At 61.6% G+C, this 22,339-nt stretch carries 18 protein-coding genes and 1 other RNA gene; 10 read left to right on the top strand and 9 right to left on the bottom strand.

The features are described from left to right. The first annotated feature begins 64 nt into the window (after positions 1-64). Positions 65-538, top strand: coding sequence for an RDD family protein (locus tag CFU_RS06490; protein ID WP_050808726.1), 474 nt, complete (start codon positions 65-67; stop codon positions 536-538). A 7-nt stretch (positions 539-545) separates the two neighbouring features. On the opposite strand, the gene CFU_RS06485 is transcribed toward CFU_RS06490, so the two are convergent. Beyond that, a complete protein-coding gene (locus tag CFU_RS06485) occupies positions 546-1,379 on the bottom strand; it encodes a ferritin-like domain-containing protein (RefSeq protein ID WP_014005242.1) in 834 nt (277 codons plus the stop codon). Between the two features lie 119 nt (positions 1,380-1,498). On the opposite strand from CFU_RS06485, the gene CFU_RS06480 reads away from it, so the two are divergent. Then, positions 1,499-2,023, top strand: a complete 525-nt coding sequence (locus CFU_RS06480; RefSeq protein ID WP_041743071.1) for a gamma carbonic anhydrase family protein — start codon at positions 1,499-1,501, stop codon at positions 2,021-2,023. 69 nt (positions 2,024-2,092) lie between these two features. Beyond that, positions 2,093-3,055 (top strand): Hsp33 family molecular chaperone HslO, encoded by a 963-nt coding sequence (hslO, locus tag CFU_RS06475; protein ID WP_014005240.1) that lies wholly within the window; start codon positions 2,093-2,095, stop codon positions 3,053-3,055. A 53-nt stretch (positions 3,056-3,108) separates the two neighbouring features. Here the strand turns inward: hslO and ftsB are convergent, their stop codons facing one another. From ftsB to CFU_RS06455, 4 genes are all read right to left on the bottom strand, one after another. Continuing rightward, the gene (gene ftsB, locus CFU_RS06470; protein ID WP_014005239.1) at positions 3,109-3,483 is read right to left on the bottom strand and encodes a cell division protein FtsB; all 375 of its coding nucleotides are present in this window, start codon (positions 3,481-3,483) and stop codon (positions 3,109-3,111) included. Between the two features lie 69 nt (positions 3,484-3,552). After that, positions 3,553-4,836, bottom strand: a complete 1,284-nt coding sequence (gene eno, locus CFU_RS06465) for a phosphopyruvate hydratase (protein ID WP_041741406.1) — start codon at positions 4,834-4,836, stop codon at positions 3,553-3,555. Between the two features lie 114 nt (positions 4,837-4,950). Beyond that, entirely contained in the window at positions 4,951-5,805 is an 855-nt protein-coding gene (kdsA, locus tag CFU_RS06460; RefSeq protein ID WP_014005237.1) for a 3-deoxy-8-phosphooctulonate synthase, read from the bottom strand. A 9-nt stretch (positions 5,806-5,814) separates the two neighbouring features. Then, positions 5,815-7,470 carry a CTP synthase gene (locus CFU_RS06455; protein ID WP_041741405.1) on the bottom strand — a complete coding sequence of 552 codons (1,656 nt, stop codon included), beginning with the start codon at positions 7,468-7,470 and terminating at the stop codon, positions 5,815-5,817. A 299-nt stretch (positions 7,471-7,769) separates the two neighbouring features. Between CFU_RS06455 and CFU_RS06445 the strand changes: the two genes are divergently transcribed. The 6 genes from CFU_RS06445 to CFU_RS06420 all read left to right on the top strand — a co-directional run bounded on the left by CFU_RS06445 (position 7,770) and on the right by CFU_RS06420 (position 17,400). Beyond that, positions 7,770-9,182, top strand: a complete 1,413-nt coding sequence (locus CFU_RS06445; RefSeq protein ID WP_014005234.1) for an MFS transporter — start codon at positions 7,770-7,772, stop codon at positions 9,180-9,182. 137 nt (positions 9,183-9,319) lie between these two features. Continuing rightward, a complete protein-coding gene (locus CFU_RS06440) occupies positions 9,320-10,813 on the top strand; it encodes an efflux transporter outer membrane subunit (RefSeq protein ID WP_050808494.1) in 1,494 nt (497 codons plus the stop codon). An 18-nt stretch (positions 10,814-10,831) separates the two neighbouring features. Beyond that, positions 10,832-12,013, top strand: coding sequence for an efflux RND transporter periplasmic adaptor subunit (locus CFU_RS06435; protein ID WP_014005232.1), 1,182 nt, complete (start codon positions 10,832-10,834; stop codon positions 12,011-12,013). Further along, positions 12,010-15,159 (top strand): efflux RND transporter permease subunit, encoded by a 3,150-nt coding sequence (locus CFU_RS06430; RefSeq protein ID WP_014005231.1) that lies wholly within the window; start codon positions 12,010-12,012, stop codon positions 15,157-15,159. Before CFU_RS06435 ends, CFU_RS06430 begins: the two co-directional genes overlap by 4 nt. Before the next feature lie 157 nt (positions 15,160-15,316). Then, entirely contained in the window at positions 15,317-16,006 is a 690-nt protein-coding gene (locus tag CFU_RS06425) for a heavy metal response regulator transcription factor (protein ID WP_014005230.1), read from the top strand. Continuing rightward, entirely contained in the window at positions 16,003-17,400 is a 1,398-nt protein-coding gene (locus CFU_RS06420) for a heavy metal sensor histidine kinase (protein ID WP_014005229.1), read from the top strand. The genes CFU_RS06425 and CFU_RS06420 overlap by 4 nt, the downstream gene beginning before the upstream one ends. Positions 17,401-17,512: 112 nt before the next feature. Here CFU_RS06420 and ffs read toward each other — a convergent pair. After that, positions 17,513-17,611: signal recognition particle sRNA small type (ffs, locus tag CFU_RS23715), an RNA gene on the bottom strand. Between the two features lie 105 nt (positions 17,612-17,716). Next, a complete protein-coding gene (gene ubiD, locus CFU_RS06415) occupies positions 17,717-19,201 on the bottom strand; it encodes a 4-hydroxy-3-polyprenylbenzoate decarboxylase (protein WP_014005228.1) in 1,485 nt (494 codons plus the stop codon). Positions 19,202-19,780: 579 nt separating this feature from the next. Between ubiD and CFU_RS23710 the strand changes: the two genes are divergently transcribed. After that, positions 19,781-20,743, top strand: a complete 963-nt coding sequence (locus tag CFU_RS23710) for a transglycosylase SLT domain-containing protein (protein ID WP_148264773.1) — start codon at positions 19,781-19,783, stop codon at positions 20,741-20,743. A 97-nt stretch (positions 20,744-20,840) separates the two neighbouring features. Here CFU_RS23710 and CFU_RS06405 read toward each other — a convergent pair whose 3' ends face one another. Together CFU_RS06405 and CFU_RS06400 are read right to left on the bottom strand one after the other, a co-directional pair. Next, the gene (locus tag CFU_RS06405; RefSeq protein ID WP_014005226.1) at positions 20,841-21,563 is read right to left on the bottom strand and encodes an ABC transporter ATP-binding protein; all 723 of its coding nucleotides are present in this window, start codon (positions 21,561-21,563) and stop codon (positions 20,841-20,843) included. After that, on the bottom strand, positions 21,563-22,333 hold the full coding sequence (locus CFU_RS06400) for an ABC transporter ATP-binding protein (protein WP_014005225.1): 771 nt from the start codon (positions 22,331-22,333) through the stop codon (positions 21,563-21,565). Before CFU_RS06400 ends, CFU_RS06405 begins: the two co-directional genes overlap by 1 nt. Positions 22,334-22,339: the final 6 nt, after the last annotated feature.

Here is a 22,339-nt window from a genome sequence, read left to right as displayed (position 1 = left end):
CGCAACACCCCAGCTCTCCAGCCAGCAGCAGACGCCATCGCTGAAACGCCGCTTCGGCAGCATCATGTATGAATCGATGCTGCTGTTCGGCATCCTGTTCATTTCGGGCTGGATTTTCTCGACCTTGCTGCAGCAGCGCCACGCGCTTTACCTGCGACATGCCCAGCAAGCCTGGCTGTTCATCGTGCTGACCCTGTATTTTGTCTGGTGCTGGAGCCACGGCGGACAAACGCTGGCCATGAAAACCTGGCGCATCCAGCTGGTCAACCGCGACGGCAGCGCAGTCAAGGCCGGCCGCGCCGCCATCCGCTTCCTGCTCAGCTGGTGCTGGTTCCTGCCCGGACTGGCGCTGGCGTGGGCGCTGGGCGCGCATACCTGGATGCTGGTCTGGATCCCGGCCGCGAATTTCCTGCTGTGGGCGCTGACCATCTACCTCGATCCGCAGCGCCAGTTCCTGCATGACCGCATCGCCGGCACCAGGCTGGTAGACATGGCGGAAATCGCCAAACGCCCCGGCAAGCACAAGTGGTATCACTGAAGCGCGCTTAAGCCTGCCCCATTTCCTGTAGCAAGGCCTGCAATTCCAACTCGGAAAAACCGGCCGCCCTCCTCGCTTCCATATTGAACGGTCCGCGCAACTGCGGCGCCTGGTGCTGCACCGCCAGGGCGGCGAATGTCGCCAGCGGCTCCAGCCCGCGCGCCTGGCACAGCCAGCCATACCAGCGGTTGCCGATCGCCACGTGGCCGATCTCGTCGCGCAGGATGATGTCTATGATCGCCGCCGCTTGTTCATCGCCGGCCTGCGCCAGCTTGGCGCGGGTGCGCGGCGAGGCATCCAGGCCGCGCGCTTCCATCAGGCGCGGCACCAGCGCCATCCTGGCCAAAATGTCATGGCTGGTCTTTTCAGTCAGTTCCCACAAGCTGTTATGCGCCGAGAAATCGCCGTAGGCAAAGCCCAGGCCCTGCAAGTGCATTGCCAGCAGGCTAAAGTGATAAGCTTCTTCCTTTGCAACGCGCAGCCAGTCGGCATAATAGTCCATTGGCATGCCGACAAAGCGCCAGATCGCATCCAGCGCCAGGTTGATGGCGTTGAATTCGATATGCGCCAGGGCGTGGATCATGGCGGCCCGCCCTTCCAGAGTAGCCATGGAGCGGTGCTTGACTTCGCGCGGCGGCACCAGCAAGGGCTGCGGAGGACGCCCCGGTATGCTCAGGCTTGCCTGCAATTCGCACTGGCTGTCCAGCGCCATGGCGCCGCTTTCCCAGGCCGCCGCCAGCGCCCCGACACCTGCCACCTTGGCAGCGACGTCGGCCTCGCACAAACAACGCAAGGCGGCGCGGCGCAAGTCAGCCGGATCGGGAAAGGGTGAATGGTTCATGTCGAGAGCGGTAAAATGGCGCTACGGTTGAAAAATCGCAATATGGGCCTATCTACAGGGATTGAATCAGGGCAATGCCCGACAACCAGCATTTTACGGAGCGGATTTTACACAAATTTATGGCCATCTATCAATTGGGCGAGCATGCCCCCGACATCGCCCCGTCAGCATACATCGCGCCGTCCGCCAACCTGATCGGCAAGGTCAGGATCGAAGCCGACGCCAGCGTCTGGTTCGGGGTCACCATCCGCGGCGACAATGAATTGATCACGGTCGGCCAAGGCAGCAATGTACAGGAAAGCTGCACCTTGCATACCGACATGGGTTTTCCCCTGACGCTGGGCAAGAACGTGACCGTCGGCCACCAGGCAATGTTGCATGGATGCACGATTGGCGACGGCGCCCTGATCGGCATCCAAGCAGTGATCCTGAACGGCGCCAAGATCGGCAAGAACTGCCTGGTCGGCGCCGGCGCGCTGGTCACGGAAGGCAAGGAATTCCCGGACAACTCGCTGATCATCGGCAGCCCGGCCAAGGCCGTACGCACCCTGAGCGAGCAGGATATAGCAGCGCTGGCCGGCAACGCCGCGCATTACATACAGCGCGGGCAGGAATACAAGGACAGCTTGAAGCTGATCGGATAGCGGGCAGCAGTTTTGAAGCAATAAATTAGAAGTAATACGGTAGAAGTAATACATCAGCGGATAAAAAATATGGACGTAACAAAGATGACGGATGCCGGCGACGCGCACGGCGATTCACTGCAAAAATTCATGGTGGAGAACGCCGCCGTGCGCGGCGAGCTGGTGGAGCTGTCGTCCACCTGGCAGCAAGTGCTGGCGCACCGCAACTATCCGACGCCGGTCAAGACCCTGCTGGGCGAAATGATGGCGGCGGCGGCCTTGCTGTCGGCTAACCTGAAATTCAACGGCGTCATCGTCATGCAGATCCACGGCGACGGTCCGATCCGGCTGCTGGTGGCCGAGTGCGATTCGCAGCTGCAGATGCGCGCCACCGCCAAGCTGGCGCCGGATGCGGTGATCGACCCCGACGCCACCATGTCGCAACTGGTCAACCTGAACGGCCAGGGACGCTTTGCGATTACGCTCGACCCGCAGGACAAGATGCCTGGCCAGCAGGCTTACCAGGGCATCGTGCCGCTGGATGGAGAGAATGTCGCTACCGTCATTGAAAACTACATGCTGCGCTCGGAACAGCTGGACACCAAGCTGTGGCTGGCCGCCGACGACAAGGTTGCGCGCGGCTTGCTGCTGCAGAAACTGCCGAACCACGGCGGCATCGACGTGCCGGTCAACGATGAACTGGAAACCTGGAACCGTTTCCTGGCGCTGGGCGGCACCCTGCGTCCGGAAGAAATGCTGTCGACGGACATCCAGACTTTGATGCGCCGCCTGTTCTGGGAAGAAACCATCCGTGTTTTCGAACCGCAGCAGCCCAGCTTCCAGTGCAATTGTTCACGCGAAAAAGTCGGCAACATGCTGAAGATGCTGGGCCAGCCTGAAATCGAGGAAGCTCTGGCAGACCTCGGCAAGCTGGCGGTGGATTGCGATTTTTGCGGCCAGCATTATGAATTCGACAAAGTCGACTGCGCGCACCTGTTCGCCAGCACGGCGCCGGTTGAAGCGCTGCTCTCTACCGGCAGCAGCAAACATTAAGATTGGAGTATGGGCGCCGCGAACAGCATGGGCGCCCTGCTGGCTAACGAAAGTTAGCGTTCTGGTTTCTTTTCGGTTGGCACGGCGACCGCTACGGTCTTTTCCACCGCGGTCAACGCCGCATTGGGCGGCGCCGGCGCATCGGCCGGATTGCCGTTCGGATCGAGCACCTGGATAAAAATCTCGTCCTGCTTGATCATGCCCAGCTCGGTGCGCGCCCGTTCTTCGACCGCGCCGGTGCCTTCTTTCAAATCATGTACTTCCGAATCCAGCTTGGCGTTGCGGGCCTTCAGCTCGTCGAGCTTGTCATGCGCCGCATGCACTTGCTGATCCATGTCCCAGACGCGCAGCCAGCCGCCCTTGCCTAGCCACAGTGGGTACTGGACCAGTATCAGCAAGGCAGTCAGGAAAATGGCAATCAGGCGCATCGTTTCGGGCTTGGTTCTGCTGTCTTAAATGTAGATCGGGGTGGACACTTGGTGCCCACCCCGGCTTGATTACTTCAAATTATAAAACGCGCCGCGGCCCGGATAGCTGGCGATGTCGCCCAGGTCTTCTTCAATGCGCAGCAGCTGGTTGTACTTGGCCATGCGGTCCGAACGCGACATCGAGCCGGTCTTGATCTGCAAGGCGTTCATGCCAACCGCGATATCGGCGATGGTCGAATCTTCGGTCTCGCCCGAACGGTGCGAGATCACTGCGGTGTAGCCGGCGCGCTTGGCCATTTCAATCGCAGCGAAGGTTTCGGTCAGGGTGCCGATCTGGTTGATCTTGATCAGGATCGAGTTGGCGATATCCTTGTCGATGCCTTCTTTCAGGATCTTGGTGTTGGTGACGAACAGGTCGTCGCCCACCAGCTGGATCTTCTTGCCGAGCGTTTCGGTCAGCAGCTTCCAGCCGTCCCAGTCGTTTTCCGCCATGCCGTCTTCGATGCTGATGATCGGGTACTTGTCGCACCACGACGCCAGCAAGCCGGTGAATTGCGCGCCGGTCAGGGTCATGTTTTCGCCGGCCAGGACGTAGCTGCCATCCTTGTAGAATTCGCTGGCGGCGCAGTCCAGGCCGAGCGCGATCTGGGTGCCCGGCTCGTAGCCCGCGGCTTCGATCGCCTGGATGATCAGCTTCAGCGCTTCTTCGTGGCTGGCCAGGTTAGGCGCAAAGCCGCCTTCATCGCCGACCGCGGTCGACAAGCCCTTGTCGTGCAGGATTTTCTTCAGCGCGTGGAACACTTCGGCGCCGTAGCGCAGCGCTTCGCGGAAGCTCGGTGCGCCGACCGGGATGATCATGAATTCCTGGATATCCAGGTTGTTGTCGGCATGCTCGCCGCCATTGATGACGTTCATCATCGGCACCGGCATCTGCATCGCGCCGCTGCCGCCGAAATAACGGTACAGCGGCAGGCCGGCCTCTTCAGCTGCAGCCTTGGCTACCGCCATCGATACCGCCAGCATGGCGTTGGCGCCCAGGCGGCCTTTGTTTTCGGTGCCGTCGAGATCGATCAGGGTGCGGTCCAGGAACGCTTGTTCGCTGGCGTCGAGGCCCATGATGGCTTCGGAAATTTCGGTGTTGATATGCTCGCAGGCTTTCAAAACGCCCTTGCCGCCGTAACGGCTCTTGTCGCCGTCGCGCAGCTCGATCGCTTCGCGCGAACCGGTGGAAGCGCCGGACGGCACGGCCGCACGGCCCATGACGCCGGATTCCAGCAAGACGTCGCATTCGACTGTCGGATTACCGCGCGAATCAATAATTTCGCGGCCAATGATGTCAACGATTGCACTCATGTATTTCCCTATCAAATAAAAATATGCGCGATATTAAAACCATTTGCGGGAACAGACTTCACGCGCAGCCACTTGCCTGTATAGCGGCAGCGATATATTCCATCCCCCAAGCAATCAACCGAAATTGCTTTCGATAAAGCCATTCTTCTTGACGACCCGATCCAGGTCGATCATGGTCGACAACAATTCCTTGATGCGGTTCAACGGCACCGCATTCGGTCCGTCCGATTTGGCTTCGGCCGGATTCGGATGGGTTTCCATGAATACGCCGGCCACGCCCACCGCAATCGCAGCGCGCGCCAGCACCGGCACGAATTCGCGCTGGCCGCCGGAAGTGCTGCCCTGGCCGCCCGGCAACTGCACCGAGTGGGTGGCGTCGAACACTACCGGACAACCGGTTTCGCGCATGATCGCCAGCGAGCGCATGTCGGACACCAGGTTGTTGTAGCCGAACGAAGCGCCACGCTCGCAGGCCATGAAATTATCTTCCGGCAGGCCGGCTTCGCGGGCCGCGGCACGCGCCTTGGCGATGACATTGATCATGTCGTGCGGCGCCAGGAACTGGCCCTTCTTGATATTCACCGGCTTGCCCGATTGGGCGCAAGCGTTGATGAAATCGGTCTGGCGGCACAGGAAGGCCGGCGTCTGCAAGACATCGACCACCGCTGCCACCGGCTTGATTTCATAGATTTCATGGATATCGGTCAACACCGGCACGCCGATTTGCGCTTTGACTTCAGCCAGGATCTCCAGCCCTTTTTCCATGCCGAGGCCGCGGAAAGAAGAACCGGAAGAACGGTTCGCCTTGTCGAAAGACGATTTGTAGATGAAGTTGATGCCCAGCTCGCTGGTGATCTCTTTCAGTATCCCGGCGGTGTCGAGCGCCATCTGGCGCGACTCGATCACGCACGGACCGGCGATCAGGAAAAACGGCTGATCCAGGCCGATGTCGAAGCCACAAAGTTTCATGTTCTTTCCTTACGCTGCAGTTGCGGTATTAGCTTGCTTGTGCGCCAGCGCAGCCTTGATGAACGAAATAAACAGCGGATGGCCGTCGCGCGGAGTCGATTTGAATTCCGGGTGATACTGCACGCCGACATACCAAGGATGGGCATTGTCGCCGGTGCGCGGCAATTCCATGATTTCACACAGGTCTTCAGTCGGGGTGCGGGCCGAAACCACCAGGCCGGCTGCTTCGATGCGGTCCAGGTAATGGTTGTTGGCTTCGTAACGATGACGATGGCGTTCGGTCACGGTCGGGCCGTAGATTTCGGCGGCCAGGGTGCCGGCCTTGACGTCGCAGGTCTGCGCGCCCAGGCGCATGGTGCCGCCCAGGTCGGAATTGACGTCGCGCAGTTCTACCTTGCCGTCGTGGTTTTGCCATTCAGTGATCAGGGCCACTACCGGCTGGTCGGTCTGCGCATCGAATTCGGTCGAATTGGCGTGCGGCAGGCCAGCCTTGTTGCGTGCATATTCCAGCAGCGCGACTTGCATGCCCAGGCAGATGCCGAGATAAGGGATCTTGTTTTCGCGCGCGAAACGCGCGGCTGCGATCTTGCCTTCGACGCCGCGCTTGCCAAACCCGCCCGGCACCAGGATCGCATCGTACTTGGCCAATGCACCGATGCCGTTGGCTTCGATTTCTTCCGAATCCAGGTATTCGATATTGACCCGGCTGCCGGTGTGGATGCCGGCATGGCGCAACGCTTCAGTCAACGACTTGTAGGATTCGGTCAGGTCGACGTATTTGCCGACCATGCCTATGGTGACTTCGTAAGTTGGATTTTCCAGCGCGTGCACCAGCTTGGTCCAGACCGAGAGGTCGGCCGGCTTCGGCGACAGGCCCAGCTTTTCGCAGACGATCGCGTCCAGCCCCTGGTCGTGCAGCATCTGCGGGATCTTGTAGATGGTGTCAGCGTCCCACACCGAAATCACGGCGTCGCCCTGGACGTTCGAGAACAGGGAAATCTTGGCCCGTTCGTCGTCCGGGATCGGACGGTCGGCGCGGCACAGCAAGGCATCCGGCGAAATCCCGATTTCGCGCAGTTTCTGCACGCTGTGCTGGGTCGGCTTGGTTTTCAGCTCGCCGGCCGACACCAGGTAAGGCACCAGGGTCAGGTGGACGAAAGCCGCCGCCTTGCGGCCGGCGCGCAGGCTCAGCTGGCGCGCCGCTTCGAGGAAGGGCAAGGATTCGATATCGCCGACGGTGCCGCCGATTTCCACCAGCGCCACGTCGAAACCTTCGGCGCCGCGATAGATGTAATCCTGGATCTCGTTGGTGATGTGCGGAATAACCTGCACCGTCTTGCCCAGGTATTCGCCGCGGCGTTCCTTGCGGATCACCGATTCGTAGATCTGGCCGGTAGTGAAGTTATTCACCTTCTTCATCTTGGCCGTAATGAAACGCTCATAGTGGCCAAGATCGAGATCGGTCTCGGCGCCATCGTCGGTCACAAACACTTCGCCGTGCTGGAACGGGCTCATGGTGCCTGGATCGACGTTGATGTACGGATCGAGTTTAAGAAGGGTGACTTTAAGGCCGCGCGATTCCAAAATCGCGGCGAGTGAGGCGGCTGCAATCCCTTTACCAAGGGAAGAGACAACGCCGCCGGTAACAAATACAAACTTAGTCATTACAGAAGGTGCCGAACGGCACATGCGGGAAATTCGAATTATACATCAAACAGGCGCCGCGGCAGCCGCCGGCGACCTGAAAAATGCGGCTATTTGTTGCTGCCCCCGTGGCACCCTCGTGATCGCCCCGCTTGGCAGGCAGCCCAGGCCCATGCGTGAAATCGCGCTTCATGTGATAATTCGCGGCTTCCGCCCCGCCCTGTCAATGCCGCCTTGATCTTATTACCCATTTTATTGTTGCCTGTGCCTACCTCGCCATTATTTCAATCAAGTGTTGCGCCAAAGCCGCGCCTTGCTGCATGAGCCAGCTGTTCGGCGACCTGCCTGAAGACGATGGCTTGCCCGGCGCGGCGCGCCGGGTAGCGATTATCGTCATGATCCTCGGCACCAGCATGACCGTGCTGGACGGCTCCATTGTTAACGTCGCGCTGCCCATGATCGCGCGCAGCCTGCAGGTCGACCCGGCAGCCGCGGTCTGGATCGCCAATGCTTATATACTCGCCGGCGCCATGACCATGGTCACTTTCGCCTCGCTGGGCGAAGTCCTGGGTTTTCGCCGTGTTTATATGAGCGGCATCCTGGCATTCACCCTGGCTTCGCTGGGCTGCGCCCTGTCGCCGTCGCTGGCGATGCTGAACGGCATGCGTTTTTTGCAAGGCGTCGGCGGCGCTGCCGCCATGAGCATCGGCCCGGCGCTCTACCGCAATATCTTCCCGACCCGCCTGCTGGGCGCGGCGCTGGGCATCAATGCCCTGGTGGTGGCGTCCTCCACCGCCGCCGGCCCGGCCATCGGCGGCCTGATGCTGTCGGTGCTGAGCTGGCAGTGGCTGTTTGCCGTCAATGTGCCGCTCGGCATCGTCACCCTGCTGCTGGCGCGCCGCGTGCTGCCGCGCGATCCGGGCCGCGGCGGCCGCTTCGATGCGGTCGGCGCCGTGCTCTCGGCGCTGGCGCTGGGCACCATCGTCATGGCGGTCGACGGGCTGTCGCGCCACGATAGCTGGACCCAGGAGCTGCTGCTGGGCGGGATCGCCTTGGCATCGGTAATTTTATTTATCATTAGACAACGTCGTTATTCCGCACCGCTGTTGCCGCTTGACATTTTTGCATCACAGCGCTTTTCGATGGCAGTCGCCACCTCGCTCTGCTCTTTCGTCGGCCAGGGCATTGCCTTTATTGCACTGCCGTTCCTGTTCCAGGGCGCGTACGGTTTCAGTCCGCTACTGTCAGCGGCCTTGTTTACACCCTGGCCGGTAGCGATCGCCATCACCGCGCCGATCGCCGGCCGCCTGGCCGACCGCTACTCGGCGGCGTTGCTGTCAACCTGTGGCCTGCTGGTGCTGACCACCGGCCTGGCGCTGCTGGCCTGCCTCGGCGAACACGCCTCCATCCCGGACATCCTGTGGCGTGCGTTCGTCTGCGGACTCGGCTTCGGCTTCTTCCAAAGCCCAAACAACCGCGAAATGCTGAGCAATGCACCGCGCGCCCGCAGCGGCACCGCCTCCGGCGTACTGGCGATTGCCCGCACCTTCGGCCAGTCGTTGGGAGCAGCATTGGTTGCCGTGGTGCTGGCCGCTACCAGCATCGCCCAAGCCAGCGCCAGTACTGCGCAGCTAGACGCCAGCGCAGTGCATTTGTCGCTCTGGCTTGCCGCAAGCGCAACCTTGCTTGCCACCATCATCAGCGCATTGCGCATCAAGCACGGGCGAAACTGACAGAATTGTCATACTAGCGACAGCATCACGTACCGCAGCAAGCTTTAAAGTGTTCTCAAATACTGTCCGGTGCTGCGCTTGTGTTGACCTGCACATCGGACACTCCATCCGATGTGCCGATCGTCAGCCCAGGACTCATGAATTTTCCCTTTCCCCCAAGAACCTTCTCAGCCACCGCCATGGCTGCCGCGATTGCGTTTGCGCTGGCCGGCTGCGCAGTCGGTCCCGATTACGTGCGCCCCGCAATGGACGTACCCGCCGCCTATAAAGAAAGCGGCCCGTGGAAACAGGCGCAACCGCAGCAGATAGACAGCAGCAACTGGTGGGAAGTCTACGGCGACGCCACCCTGAACGGCCTGGTGCAGCAAGCCAACCAGGCTAACCAGAACATCCGCGTGGCGGAAGCCCAGTACCGCCAGGCGCGTGCCGCCGGCGATGCCGCGCGCGCCGGCTTCTGGCCGACGGCCGGCATCAGTGCCGGAACAGACCGTTCGCGCACCAACAGCAGCGGCGTCAAGATCGGCAACAGTTATAACGCCGGCCTGCAAGGCAGCTGGGAACCGGATATCTGGGGCAGCGTGCGGCGCTCGGTGGAAGCCGGCGACGCCGGCATCCAGGCCAGCGCGGCCGACCTGGCCGCCGCCCGCCTCAGCATCCAGGCCACCCTGGCGCAAGATTATCTGCAACTGCGCATCACCGACCTGCTGAAAGATCTGTATGCGCGCACCACCGCTGCCTACGCCCGCTCGCTGCAGCTGACCCAGAACCAGTACGCCGCCGGCGTGGCGCTTCGCTCGGACGTGGCGCTGGCTGAAAGCCAGCTGAAAACCGCGGAAGCCCAGGCCATCGACCTGCAGGCGCAGCGTAGCCAGCTGGAACATGCGATCGCCATCCTCACCGGCAAAGCGCCTTCCGGCTTCAACCTGGCTGCGCTGCCGGCCGATACCCAGATGCTGAGCAAGATGCAGGCTGGCTTGCTGCCGGTTCCGGCCGGCCTGCCGTCCGACCTGCTGGAGCGCCGTCCCGACATCGCCAGCGCTGAACGCCAGGTAGCGGTCGCCAACGCCAACATCGGCGTCGCCAAGGCTGCCTTTTTCCCGGCCTTGACCTTGAGCGCCAGCGGCGGTTTCAACAGCGCCAGCCTGGCGCAGTGGTTCGATACCCCAAGCCGGGTCTGGTCGCTGGGCGCGGCGCTGGCTGAAACCATTTTCGACGGCGGCCTGCGGCGCGCGCATAGCGACCAGGCCATCGCCGTCTACGACGCCGCGGTAGCGCAATACAAACAGACCGTGCTGGGCGGCTTCCAGGAAGTGGAAGACAACCTGGCCACGCTCAAGGTCCTGGACCAGGAAGCGATCGCCCAGAACCAGGCGGTGCAGGCTTCGCAACTGGCGGAACGGCTGGCGCTGAGCCAGTACCGCGCCGGCACCGCGACCTATCTGACGGTGGTCACCGCGCAAACCCTTTCCCTCGGCAATGAACGCACCCTGGTGCAATTGCTGGGACGCCAGCTGCTGGCGAGCGTGGCGCTGATCAAGGCTGTCGGCGGCGGCTGGGACGCCAGCCAACTGCGCGGCGACCAGCACGCCGGCCAGGCGCAAAACAATCCACAAAACAATACGACCAATTAATTCCGCGAGCCGATAACGATGACCACCACACTTTCCAAACCACGTTCGACGCTGCTGATCACCGCCGCGATACTGGTCCTGATCGGCGCCGCCGGCTGGGCCATGGTGCACAAGGCCGATGCCCAGGGCGCGCCGAAGGCCGCTCCTGGCGCCATCTCGGTCAGCACCGCTACTGTCAAACAACAGGATATGCCGATGTACCTGAGCGGCGTCGGCACCGTTACGTCGAATGCCAGCGTCACCGTCAAGGCGCGCATCGACGGCCAGCTCGACAAGGTCGGTTTCGTCGAAGGCCAGGACGTCAAGGCCGGCCAACTGCTGGCGCAGATCGATCCGCGCACGCTGCAGGCGCAGCTGGACCAGGCCGTGGCGCAAAAAGCCAAGGACCAGGCGCAGCTGGTCAACTCTCGGCTTGACCTGCAGCGCTACACCACCCTGGTGCAGCAAGACGCCGCCACCCAACAGACGCTGGACGCCACCAAGGCCCAGGTGAACCAGCTGCAAGCGGCGGTGCAGGCCGATGAAGCCCAGATCAACTTTGCCAAGGTGCAGCTCAGCTTTACCCGCATCCTGGCGCCGATCAGCGGCCGGGTCGGCGCGCGCCTGGTCGATCCTGGCAATATCGTCCATGCCGCGGACACCAACGGCCTGGTGGTGATCAACCAGATCGATCCGATCGCCGTGGTGTTCACCCTGCCGGAAGAAACCTTCCAGAGCATCAACAGCGCTCTGCGCGGCAGCCAGAAGCCGCTCAGCGTGCAAACCTATGCGCGCAACAGCAGCGCCATGCTGGCCCAGGGCAACCTGGCGCTGCTCAACAACCAGATCGACACCAGCACCGGCACGGTGCAGCTGAAAGGCATTTTCCAGAATCCGTCGCATGTGCTGTGGCCGGGCCAGTACGTCAATGTCCGGCTGGTGCTGGGCGACCGCAAGCAGGCGCTGACGGTGCCGGCGGCAGCGGTGCAGCGCAGCCAGGACGGCACCTACATGTATGTCGTCGGCGCTGACAGTTCGGTGAAAATCCAGCCGGTCCAGGTCGCCAACATCCAGGACGGTCTGGCCGTTATCGACAAGGACGTGGAGGTGGGACAACGGGTCGTGGTCGATGGCCAGTACAAGCTGAAACCGGGCGCCAAGATCATTGAAGCCAGCGCAGCTGCCGCTCCTGCCGCCTCGACGGCAAAGGCCGGCAAATGAGCATCTCCGCAGCTTTCATCAAGCGGCCGATCGGCACCACGCTGCTCGCCATCGCGATTTTCCTGATCGGCGCCGCGGTATGGCCGCTGCTGCCGGTGGCGCCGCTGCCGCAGGTCGATTTCCCGACCATCCAGGTCTCCGCCAACCTGCCCGGCGGCAATCCGGAAACCATGGCGTCGAGCGTGGCGCAGCCGCTGGAACGGCAGTTTTCCCTGATTGCCGGCCTGTCGCAAATGACCTCGACCAGCTCGCTCGGCTCTACCCAGATTACGCTGCAGTTCGACCTCAACCGCAGCATCGACGCCGCGGCGCTCGACGTGCAGGCGGCGATCACCGCCGCCAGCGGCCAGCTGCCGGCCAACCTGCCGAGCCCGCCGACCTTCCGCAAGGTGAATCCGGCCGATTCGCCGATCCTGGTGATGTCGGTGCAATCGGATGCGCTGCCGCTGATCCAGGTCAATGACTTCGCCGACAATATCCTGGCGCAGCAGATTTCGCAGATTCCCGGCGTCGGCCTGGTCAATATCGGCGGCGTGCAAAAACCGTCGGTACGGATCCAGGTCGATCCGACCAAGCTGGCGGCGATCGGCATCAGCCTGGAAGACATCAGGGGCGTGATCGCCAGCCTCACCGTCAACCAGCCGAAAGGCACGGTTGACGGCGCCAAGCAAAGTTTTACCGTGTACACCAACGACCAGTTGCTGAGCGCGGAACCGTGGAACGACATGGTGCTGGCCTACAAGAACGGCGCGCCGATCCGGGTGCGCGATGTCGGCGTCGCCGTCGATGCCGCGGAAAACCTGAAGGTGGCCGGCTGGGCCTACGCCGGCGCCGCCGCGCCAGCCGGCAACACGATCACCAACGGCCGTTCGATCGTGCTGGCGATCACCAAGCAGCCTGGCGCCAACGTGATCGAAACCGTGGACCGCATCAAGGCAGCCTTGCCGCGCCTGCAAGCGGCGATCCCGCCGACAGTGCATGTCAACACCCTGATCGACCGCACCCAGACCATCCGCGCCTCGGTGTCCGACGTCGAATTCACGCTGGTGCTGACCATCGCCCTGGTGGTGCTGGTGATTTTCCTGTTCTTGCGCAATGTCCCGGCTACCTTGATTCCGAGCGTGACGGTGCCGCTGGCGCTGCTAGGCACCGCGGGGATCATGTTCCTGCTCGGCTTCAGCCTCGACAACCTGTCGCTGATGGCGCTCACCATCGCGGTCGGTTTTGTGGTCGACGATGCGATCGTGATGCTGGAGAATATCTATCGCTACGTCGAAGAAGGCATGGCGCCGATAGAAGCGGCCTACAAGGGAGCGGGAGAAATCGGGTTTACGATTATTTCGATCTCGGTATCGCTGGTGGCCGTGTTCATCCCGTTGCTGCTGATGGGCGGCATCGTCGGCCGCCTGTTCCGCGAATTCGCCATCACCGTGACGCTGACGATTGCAGTGTCGGTGGTGATTTCGCTGACCTTGACGCCGATGCTCTGCTCACGTTTCCTGAAATCGCATACGGCCGAATCGCATGGCCGCATGTACCAGATGTTCGAGCGCGGTTTCGACGCCATGCTCAACGGCTACAAGCGCGGCCTGCATGTGGTGCTGCGCCATCAGTTCATTACCCTGATGGTGTTCTTCGCCACCATGGCCGCCACCGTGGTGCTGTTCGTGATCATCCCGAAAGGCTTTTTCCCGCAGCAGGACACCGGCTTCGTCTACGGCTTTGCCGAATCGGCGCAGGATTCCTCGTTCGCCTCGATGAACAAACGCATGCTGGCGCTGGCCGATGTGGTGCGCAAGGATCCGGACGTCACTGGCTTCGGCATGAGCGGCGGCGGCAGCACCTTCAACACCGGCAACTTTTTCATCAGCCTGAAACCGAAAGACGAAGGACGCACCGCCAGCGCCGACGAAGTGATTGCGCGCCTGCGGCCGCAACTGGCCAAGGTGCAAGGGGTCAACCTGTTCCTGCAGGCTGGCCAGGATATCAATGTCGGCGGCCGCCTGTCGCGCACCCAGTACCAGTACACCGTGACCGATTCCAACCTGGATGAACTGAACGTCTGGGCGCCGAAACTGCTGAACCGCTTCCGCCAGCTGCCGCAGCTGACCGACGTCGCATCCGACCAGCAGAATGCCGCGGCTGCAGCCAACCTGACCATTGACCGTGCGCGCGCTTCCAGTTTCGGCATCACGCCGGCGCTGATTGACTCGACCATCTACGACGCCATCGGCCAGCGCCAGGTGGCGCAGTACTTCACGCAGATCAACAGCTACCACGTGATCCTGGAGGTGACGCCCAAGCTGCAGGAAGATCCGGAGCTGTTCAACAAGCTTTACCTGACTTCGCCGGTGACTGGCCAGCAGGTGCCGCTGTCGACCTTCGTCACCATCGACACCAACAAGACTTCCTACCTGTCGATCAGCCACCAGGGCCAGTTCCCGGCGGTGACGATTTCCTTCAACCTGGCGCCGAACGTGGCGCTGGGCGAAGCGGTCGATGCGATCCAGAAGGCGCAGAGCGAGATGGGCGTGCCGGCCACCCTGACCGGCGCGTTCCAGGGCACGGCCAAGGCTTTCGGCGATTCGCTGTCGTCGCAGCCCTACCTGATCGCGGCGGCGCTGGTCGCGGTGTATATCGTGCTGGGCCTGCTGTATGAAAGTTATATCCATCCGCTGACGATCCTGTCGACCCTGCCCTCGGCCGGCGTCGGCGCCCTGCTGATCCTGATGATGGGCGGTTATGACCTGAGCGTGATCGCCCTGATCGGCATCATCCTGCTGATCGGCATCGTCAAGAAGAACGGCATCATGATGATCGACTTCGCCCTGACGGCGGAACGGCAGCATGGCATGAAGCCGGAAGAAGCGATCTACCAGGCCTGCCTGCTGCGCTTCCGGCCGATCATGATGACCACCATGTGTGCGCTGTTGAGCGGCTTGCCTCTGATGCTGGGCCACGGCGCCGGTTCGGAACTGCGGCGGCCGCTGGGTTACGCCATGGTCGGCGGCCTGGTGCTGTCGCAGGCGCTGACCCTGTTCACGACGCCGGTGGTGTACCTGTACCTGGACCGCGCCCACTACTGGTACATGCGGCGCAAGGAAGCGCGGCAGGCACGCAAGGCGGCTCGTAAAGCTGCGGCGTGATAGATTTAAAATATTGTAGGGTGGGCACTTCATGCCCACGCGTGAATTTACACTACGTACATACCTGTTTCGGTGTCGAGCGGATATGTACTCCGGTTATCACGGTCACGCGTGGGCACAAGGGCGTGCCCACCCTACGCCAGGAGACAGGCTACACATGAAAATACTGATCGTCGAAGATGAACTGAAGACGGCCGACTATCTGTGCAAGGGTCTGACCGAACAGGGTTGCGCCGTCGATGTCGCGCATAACGGCGTCGACGGCCAGCACCTGGCCTTGCAGCACGATTACGACGTCATCGTGCTCGACGTCATGCTGCCCGGCATAGACGGTTTTACGGTGCTGCACGCCTTGCGCGCGATCAAGCAGACCCCGGTCATCATGCTGACCGCGCGCGACCGGGTGGAAGACCGCATCAAGGGCCTGCAAGGCGGCGCCGACGATTACCTGGTGAAACCGTTTTCCTTCCTCGAGCTGCTGGCGCGCCTGCAGGCGCTGACCCGGCGCGGCCGCGCGTTCGAGCCGGCGCAGCTGCGGATTGCCGACCTGCAGATCGACCTGATCAGCCGCAAGGCTTACCGGGCCAATGTCCGCATCGACCTTACCGCCAAGGAGTTTTCGCTGCTGGCGGTGCTGGCGCGGCGCCAGGGCGAGATCCTGTCCAAGACCGCGATCGCCGAGCTGGTGTGGGACATGAATTTCGACAGCAACACCAATGTCGTCGAAGTCGCCATCAAGCGCTTGCGCGCCAAGATCGACACGCCGTTCAGCCCCAAGCTGCTGCACACGATACGCGGCATGGGTTATGTGCTGGAACCGCGCTCTCCTCAGGAGAGCAGCGAATGAAACGTTCCATCACTGTACGCCTGGTGGCGATGTTTGCGCTGGCGGCGCTGCTGATTTTTTCCCTGATCGGCAGCGCGCTGTATGGCGTGCTGCAGCGCGAACTGGCGCGCCACCAGCAGGACGAACTCAATACGCGCTTCCTGGACACCCGCTACATGATCGGCCATAACGGCGACCCGGCGCGCTGGCCGCGGGTGCAGACCAAGCTGGAGACCCTGACCCCGGCCGACGGCAGCATCCGCTACTGGGTGCTGAGCGACGACCCCCGCTTCCAGTACGGCAAAGGCCTGGCCGATGTCGAGCAGCTGGACCGCAACCCGAACGGCATGGGCATCATGTCGCTGCGCGGCCGCGAATATCCGCTGCACACCATGATCGGCACCATCGAGCCGTTCCAGGAGCGGCCCGCGGTGCGCCTGATCGTGGCGGTGGACGCCGCGCCTTACATGCACACCCTGCATGCCTTCATGATTGCGCTGGTCGGCCTGTCCCTGCTGGGCGTGCTGCTGGTCATGCTGCTCGGCTACTGGATTGCGCAGGTCGGCTTGCGGCCGCTGAAACAGCTGTCCAGCGCGGCGCAGTCGCTGGGACCCAAGACCTTGTCGCAACGCTTGCAGATTTCGCCGCTGCCGGGCGAGCTGTCGGACCTGACGATCGCCTTCAACGGCGTACTGGAGCGCATGGAAGGCGCCTACAACCAGCTGGAAGCGTTCAACGCCGACGTCGCCCACGAGCTGCGCACGCCGCTGGCCAACCTGATCGGCGAAACCCAGGTGGCCTTGTCGCGGCAACGCACGGCGCCGCAATTCGAGGAAGTGCTGCAATCGAACCTGGAAGAGCTGGAGCGCCTGCGCTCGATCATCAACGACATGCTGTTCCTGGCGCGCGCCGACCAGGGCGAAGCCGCCACCAGCCTGGTGCGCACCTCGATTGCGCAGGAAGTCGGCAAGACCGTGGAGTTTTTCGAGTTCCTGCTGGACGATTCAAAAATGACGGTCAAGGTGGCCGGCGACGTGAGCGCCGAAGCCTCGATCGAAACCTCGCTGTTCAAGCGCGCAATGAGTAACCTGCTGCACAACGCGATCCAGCATTCCAGCCCTGGCGCCGCGATCGCCGTGACGATTACGCAGGAGCCTGAGGCGATCCGGATCGCCGTGTCGAATCCGGGCAAACCGATCTCCGACAATCATTTGCCGCGCCTGTTCGATCGTTTCTACCGGGTCGACGCCGCCCGCAACGACAAGGACCAGAGCCAGCTGCACGGCCACGGCCTGGGGCTGGCGATCGTCAAGGCGATCGCCAAGATGCATGGCGGCGGCGTGTTCGCCGACAGCACGGACGGTACGACAACGATAGGGTTCAGCATTCCTGCGAGCCACGCGACGATGCCTTGAATGGCTTGCCAGCTTGCATGGATGGTAACGGCTTGCCGTAAATAAACGATAACTGCGAAACGACAACCGCGAAGACGAGCGTGGGGAGTAGTACGGAAGTAATACAGAGGATAGAGGCGAGCCTTGTCTGCGGCACTTGCAGGAAATGGCTGTGGCTGCTTCGTTCCCGACCTGACCAGGTTGACCACGCCACAATGCGCAGGGGCCCGCCGGGGTGAATTGTACCGCATTGCGGCATTACTGGCAGGGCTTTTTGCATCCCTGCCGCCATTTTCTGCCTGCGCTGCCCGCCAGCCCCCTCTTTACAAACCCAGGCTCATAGTCCCAGCTCCTGCCAGATCTGGTCGACGCGCGTCTTCACTTCATCCGACATGCTGATGGTACGCCCCCACTCGCGGCTGGTTTCGCCAGGCCACTTGTTGGTGGCGTCTATCCCCATCTTGCTGCCGAGGCCGCTGACCGGCGAGGCGAAGTCGAGATAGTCGATCGGCGTGTTGTCGACTATCGTGGTGTCGCGGATCGGATCGACGCGGGTGGTGATGGCCCAGATCACTTCATTCCAGTCGCGGATGTTGACGTCTTCATCCACCACCACGATGAACTTGGTATACATGAACTGGCGCAGGAAACTCCAGACGCCGAACATCACCCGTTTCGCATGGCCGGCATACGCCTTCTTCATCTGCACCACCGCCATGCGGTAGCTGCAGCCTTCCGGCGGCAGATAAAAATCGATGATTTCGGAAAACTGCTTTTGCAGCAAGGGGATGAACACTTCGTTCAGCGCCACGCCGAGCACCGCCGGCTCGTCCGGCGGCTTGCCTGTATACGTAGAGTGATAAATCGGCGACTTGCGCATCGTGATACGGTCGATGGTGAATACCGGGAACCAGTCCTGCTCGTTGTAATAGCCGGTATGGTCGCCGTACGGCCCTTCCAGCGCCATTTCATAACCGGACGGATGGGACGGATCGGGATTGATGTGCCCTTCCAGCACGATCTCGGCCGAAGCCGGCACCCGCAGCTCGCTGCCGATCGCCTTGACCAGCTCGGTGCGGCTGCCGCGCAGCAGGCCGGCGAACTGGTATTCGGACAGGCTGTCCGGCACCGGCGTCACCGCGCCTAATATAGTAGCGGGATCGGCGCCCAGCGCTACCGCCACCGGATACGGCTTGCCGCCGGTAGCGATCGCATGCTCGCGGAAATCGAGCGCGCCGCCGCGATGCGCCAGCCAGCGCATGATCACCTTGTTGCGGCCCAGCACCTGCTGGCGGTAGATGCCGAGGTTCTGGCGCTTCTTGTGCGGCCCTTTGGTAATCACCAGGCCCCAGGTGATCAGCGGCGCGACGTCGCCCGGCCAGCAGTGCTGGATCGGCAGCCGGGCGAGGTCGACGTCGTTGCCTTCCCATACGATGTCCTGGCACGGCGCCGAGCGATGCTCCTTGGGCGCCATGTCCCACAACGATTTGACCAGGGTGCCGAGGCCGAGGATATCTTTAAAACCTTTCGGCGGCTCCGGCTCTTTCAGCATCGCCAGCACATGGCCGATGCGCCGCAGTTCGCTGACGTCGTCGGCTCCCATGCCAAGCGCCACGCGGCGCGGCGTGCCGAACAGGTTGCCTAGCACAGGAATCGAATGGCCGACCGGATTCTCAAAAAGCAGCGCCGGCCCGGCTGCCCGCAAAGTGCGGTCGCAGATCTCCGTCATCTCCAAATAGGGTGAAATCGGCGTCGAAATGCGTTTTAGCTCACCAATTTGTTCTAATTTGACAATAAAATCACGTAAATCTGAGTATTTCATAGACTTTTACAATCTTTATGAATGTTAATTCGACAATTAAGGCTTTTCAGCCAAGTGCTTGATTTTATTGGCTTGCGGCGGCAAACCGGCGCATTCTTTAGACATAAAAGTTATTGATTTTGTTTTTCATAGTATTGACTTGATATAAACAGCCCCCTACAATGCGCCCAGCTTGAAGCAGTCGCATCGCCCAAAAAGCGATTTTCATGTCGACTCTCAATACTCACGGGATCGGGGTCCCACATGACATTTTAAGGAGTGTTTTCAAAAGGCGTCAGCCTTCTCCCCCGAACAAGTTGTTTGCCTGTAGCCGGCGCGCTCTACTGCGGCCGATCGATCCAAAGCTACATAAGCGCAGACAACAACGACGCAACGGCACACCGCACACCATCTGCGATGCCTTGCGATATTGATTACGGTGCACGCAGCATTCGGTAGATTAGCTCCAGCTGGCAGGGTAGTTCCAGCTTTATCAGGGAGCCTGCATGCGCCGCGACGATTCAGGAGGTTCAATTGTTAGCAAGATCTACCAGAGCATTACCCGGTTGGGCTACGCTCGACCAAGCAAAGAAATTCGGCATGCAATCCGTCAACGGTGTGTTTTACGCCCGCGACACCGTCGGCGGCCTCATCGCCACCACCCGCATCACCGTACTGTTCAGCGCCATGCTGGCGATCATCGGCTTCACCACCATGCTGGTGAAACCGGACCTGGCATACAAGCTGCAAAACCTGCCGCTGTTCGCCAGCAGCACTGAATCAAAAGCCGCGCCGCAAGCTGCGGCCGCAGCAGCGCTTCCGGAGCAGGCCAACGCCGCCCCTAAAGTGGCGAACCTGACCGCGCCGTCGACCGCCAACAATCATGTATTGCGCATGGACACCCTGTCGAACAAGGCCATCAAGCCGATCGACAGCGCGCGCCAGCAGCAATGGGTCACCAGCTGGCTGTCCAAGCGTTACCGCGTGGCCGGCGACGCTACCAACGTGTTCGTGACGACAGCCTACAAAACGGCACGGGAAACAAAGCTCGACCCGCTGTTGATCCTGGCGGTGATGGCGATTGAATCCGGCCTCAACCCGTTTGCCGAAAGCCCGGTAGGCGCGCAGGGCCTGATGCAGGTCATGTCGAAAGTGCATGAAGACAAGTTCGAAAGCATGGGCGGCATTAAAGCGGCCCTGAACCCGGCTGCCAATATCAAGGTCGGCTCCATGATCCTCAGGGATTATGTGACCCAGGGCGGCTCGGTCGAAGCTGGCTTGAAACGCTATGTCGGCGCCGCAGCGTTCGCCAATGACGGCGGTTACGGCTACAAGGTGCTGGCCGAGTACCGTCGCCTGCAAGATGTCGCCATCGGCAAGAACGTGCCTTCGACCGGTTCGCCGGCGCCGATCGCCACGCCGAAACCGCGCGCCATCCAGACCACGGTTGCGCCAAGCGGGGCCAGCCCGGCACCGGCTGAAGCTGCCGTCAACGTGCCTGATCCGATTGAACACCGGATCCAGCAGTCGGACAACCAGTTCAATTCCCTGCCGATGACCTGACCGCAGCTTATCCGCTGGATATAAAAAAAGAGCCTATGGCTCTTTTTTTTCGTCCGGGCAAACCGGCCGGGGTTGCAGGCAATCCCGGCCGCGGCGCTTATTCGCCCAAGTATGCCGCCTTGACCTTAGGATCGTCCAGCATGTCCCTGGCGTTGCCGCTCATGGTCACCAGGCCGGAATCCATCACATAGGCCCGGTGCGCCGCTTCCAGCGCCAGCTTGGCGTTCTGTTCGACCAGCAGGATGGTGATGCCTTGCGCCGAAACGCTGCGGATCACTTCAAAGATCTTTTCCACCATGATCGGCGACAGCCCCATCGACGGCTCGTCCAGCAGCAGCAGCTTGGGATGGCTCATCAAGGCGCGGGCCATGGCCAGCATCTGCTGTTCGCCGCCCGACAAGGTACCGGCCATCTGCGCGGCGCGCTCTTTCAGGCGCGGAAATACGCCGAACCACTTGTCGATGTCGGCCGCGATGCCGGCCTTGTCGTCGCGCGTGTAAGCGCCCATCAGCAGGTTTTCCTGGATGCTCATGCGGGTGAACACGCCGCGCCCTTCCGGCACCATGGCCAGCTTTTGCTTGACCAGGTTGAACGAGGTCATGCCCTTGGTGTGTTCGCCCAGGTAATGCATCTCGCCTTCGACCTTACATTGCGGCAAGGTGCCGGTGATGGCTTTCAGCGTGGTGGTCTTGCCGGCGCCGTTGGCGCCGATCAGCGTCACCAGTTCGCCTTCGTTGACTTCCAGGTTGATGCCCTTGACGGCCTGGATGCCGCCATAAGCGACTTTCAGGTTCTCGACTTTGAGGATATTGGTTGCCATTAGTGACCACCTCCCAGGTAGGCTTCGATCACCGCCGGGTTTTTCTGGATTTCGGCGGGCAGCCCCTCTGCAATCGGCTTGCCGTAGTCCAGCACGGTAAGGCGGTCGCACAAGCCCATCATCAGCTTGACATCATGTTCGATCAGCAAAATGGTCTTTCCTTCGTTCTTGATTTTCACCAGCAGCTCGCGCAGCGCCAGTTTCTCGGTAGCGTTCATGCCGGCGGCAGGTTCGTCCAGCGCCAGCAGTTGCGGATCGGTGGCCAGCGCGCGGGCGATCTCCAGGCGGCGCTGGTCGCCGTACGACAGATGGCGCGCGGTGCGGTCGCCGAAACGGCCGATGCCGACAAAATCCAGCAGTTCCTGGGAACGCTTGCGGATCGCAATCTCTTCCAGGCGCGCCTTCTTGTGGCGGAACACCGCACCGAACACGCCCTGGTGGGTGCGTACATGGCAACCCACCATGACGTTTTCCAGCACGGTCATCTCGCCGAACAGGCGGATGTTCTGGAAAGTGCGGGCAATGCCGGCCTTGGCCACTTCGTGCGGCGCCGACGGCGAGTACGCCTTGCCGGCCAGCTCGAACGAGCCGGTATCGGCCTGGTACAAACCGGTGATGACGTTGAAGAAGGTGGTCTTGCCGGCGCCGTTCGGTCCGATCAGGCCGTAGATCTGGCCCTGCAGGATCTTGATGTTCACTTCCGACAAGGCTTGCAAACCGCCGAACCGCTTGTTGACGCCGGAGATATTCAGAATAATTGGTGCGCTCATGAGATC

Source organism: Collimonas fungivorans Ter331, assembly GCF_000221045.1.
Taxonomy (GTDB): domain Bacteria; phylum Pseudomonadota; class Gammaproteobacteria; order Burkholderiales; family Burkholderiaceae_D; genus Collimonas; species Collimonas fungivorans_A.
This window is presented reverse-complemented; position numbering and strand designations above follow the sequence as displayed.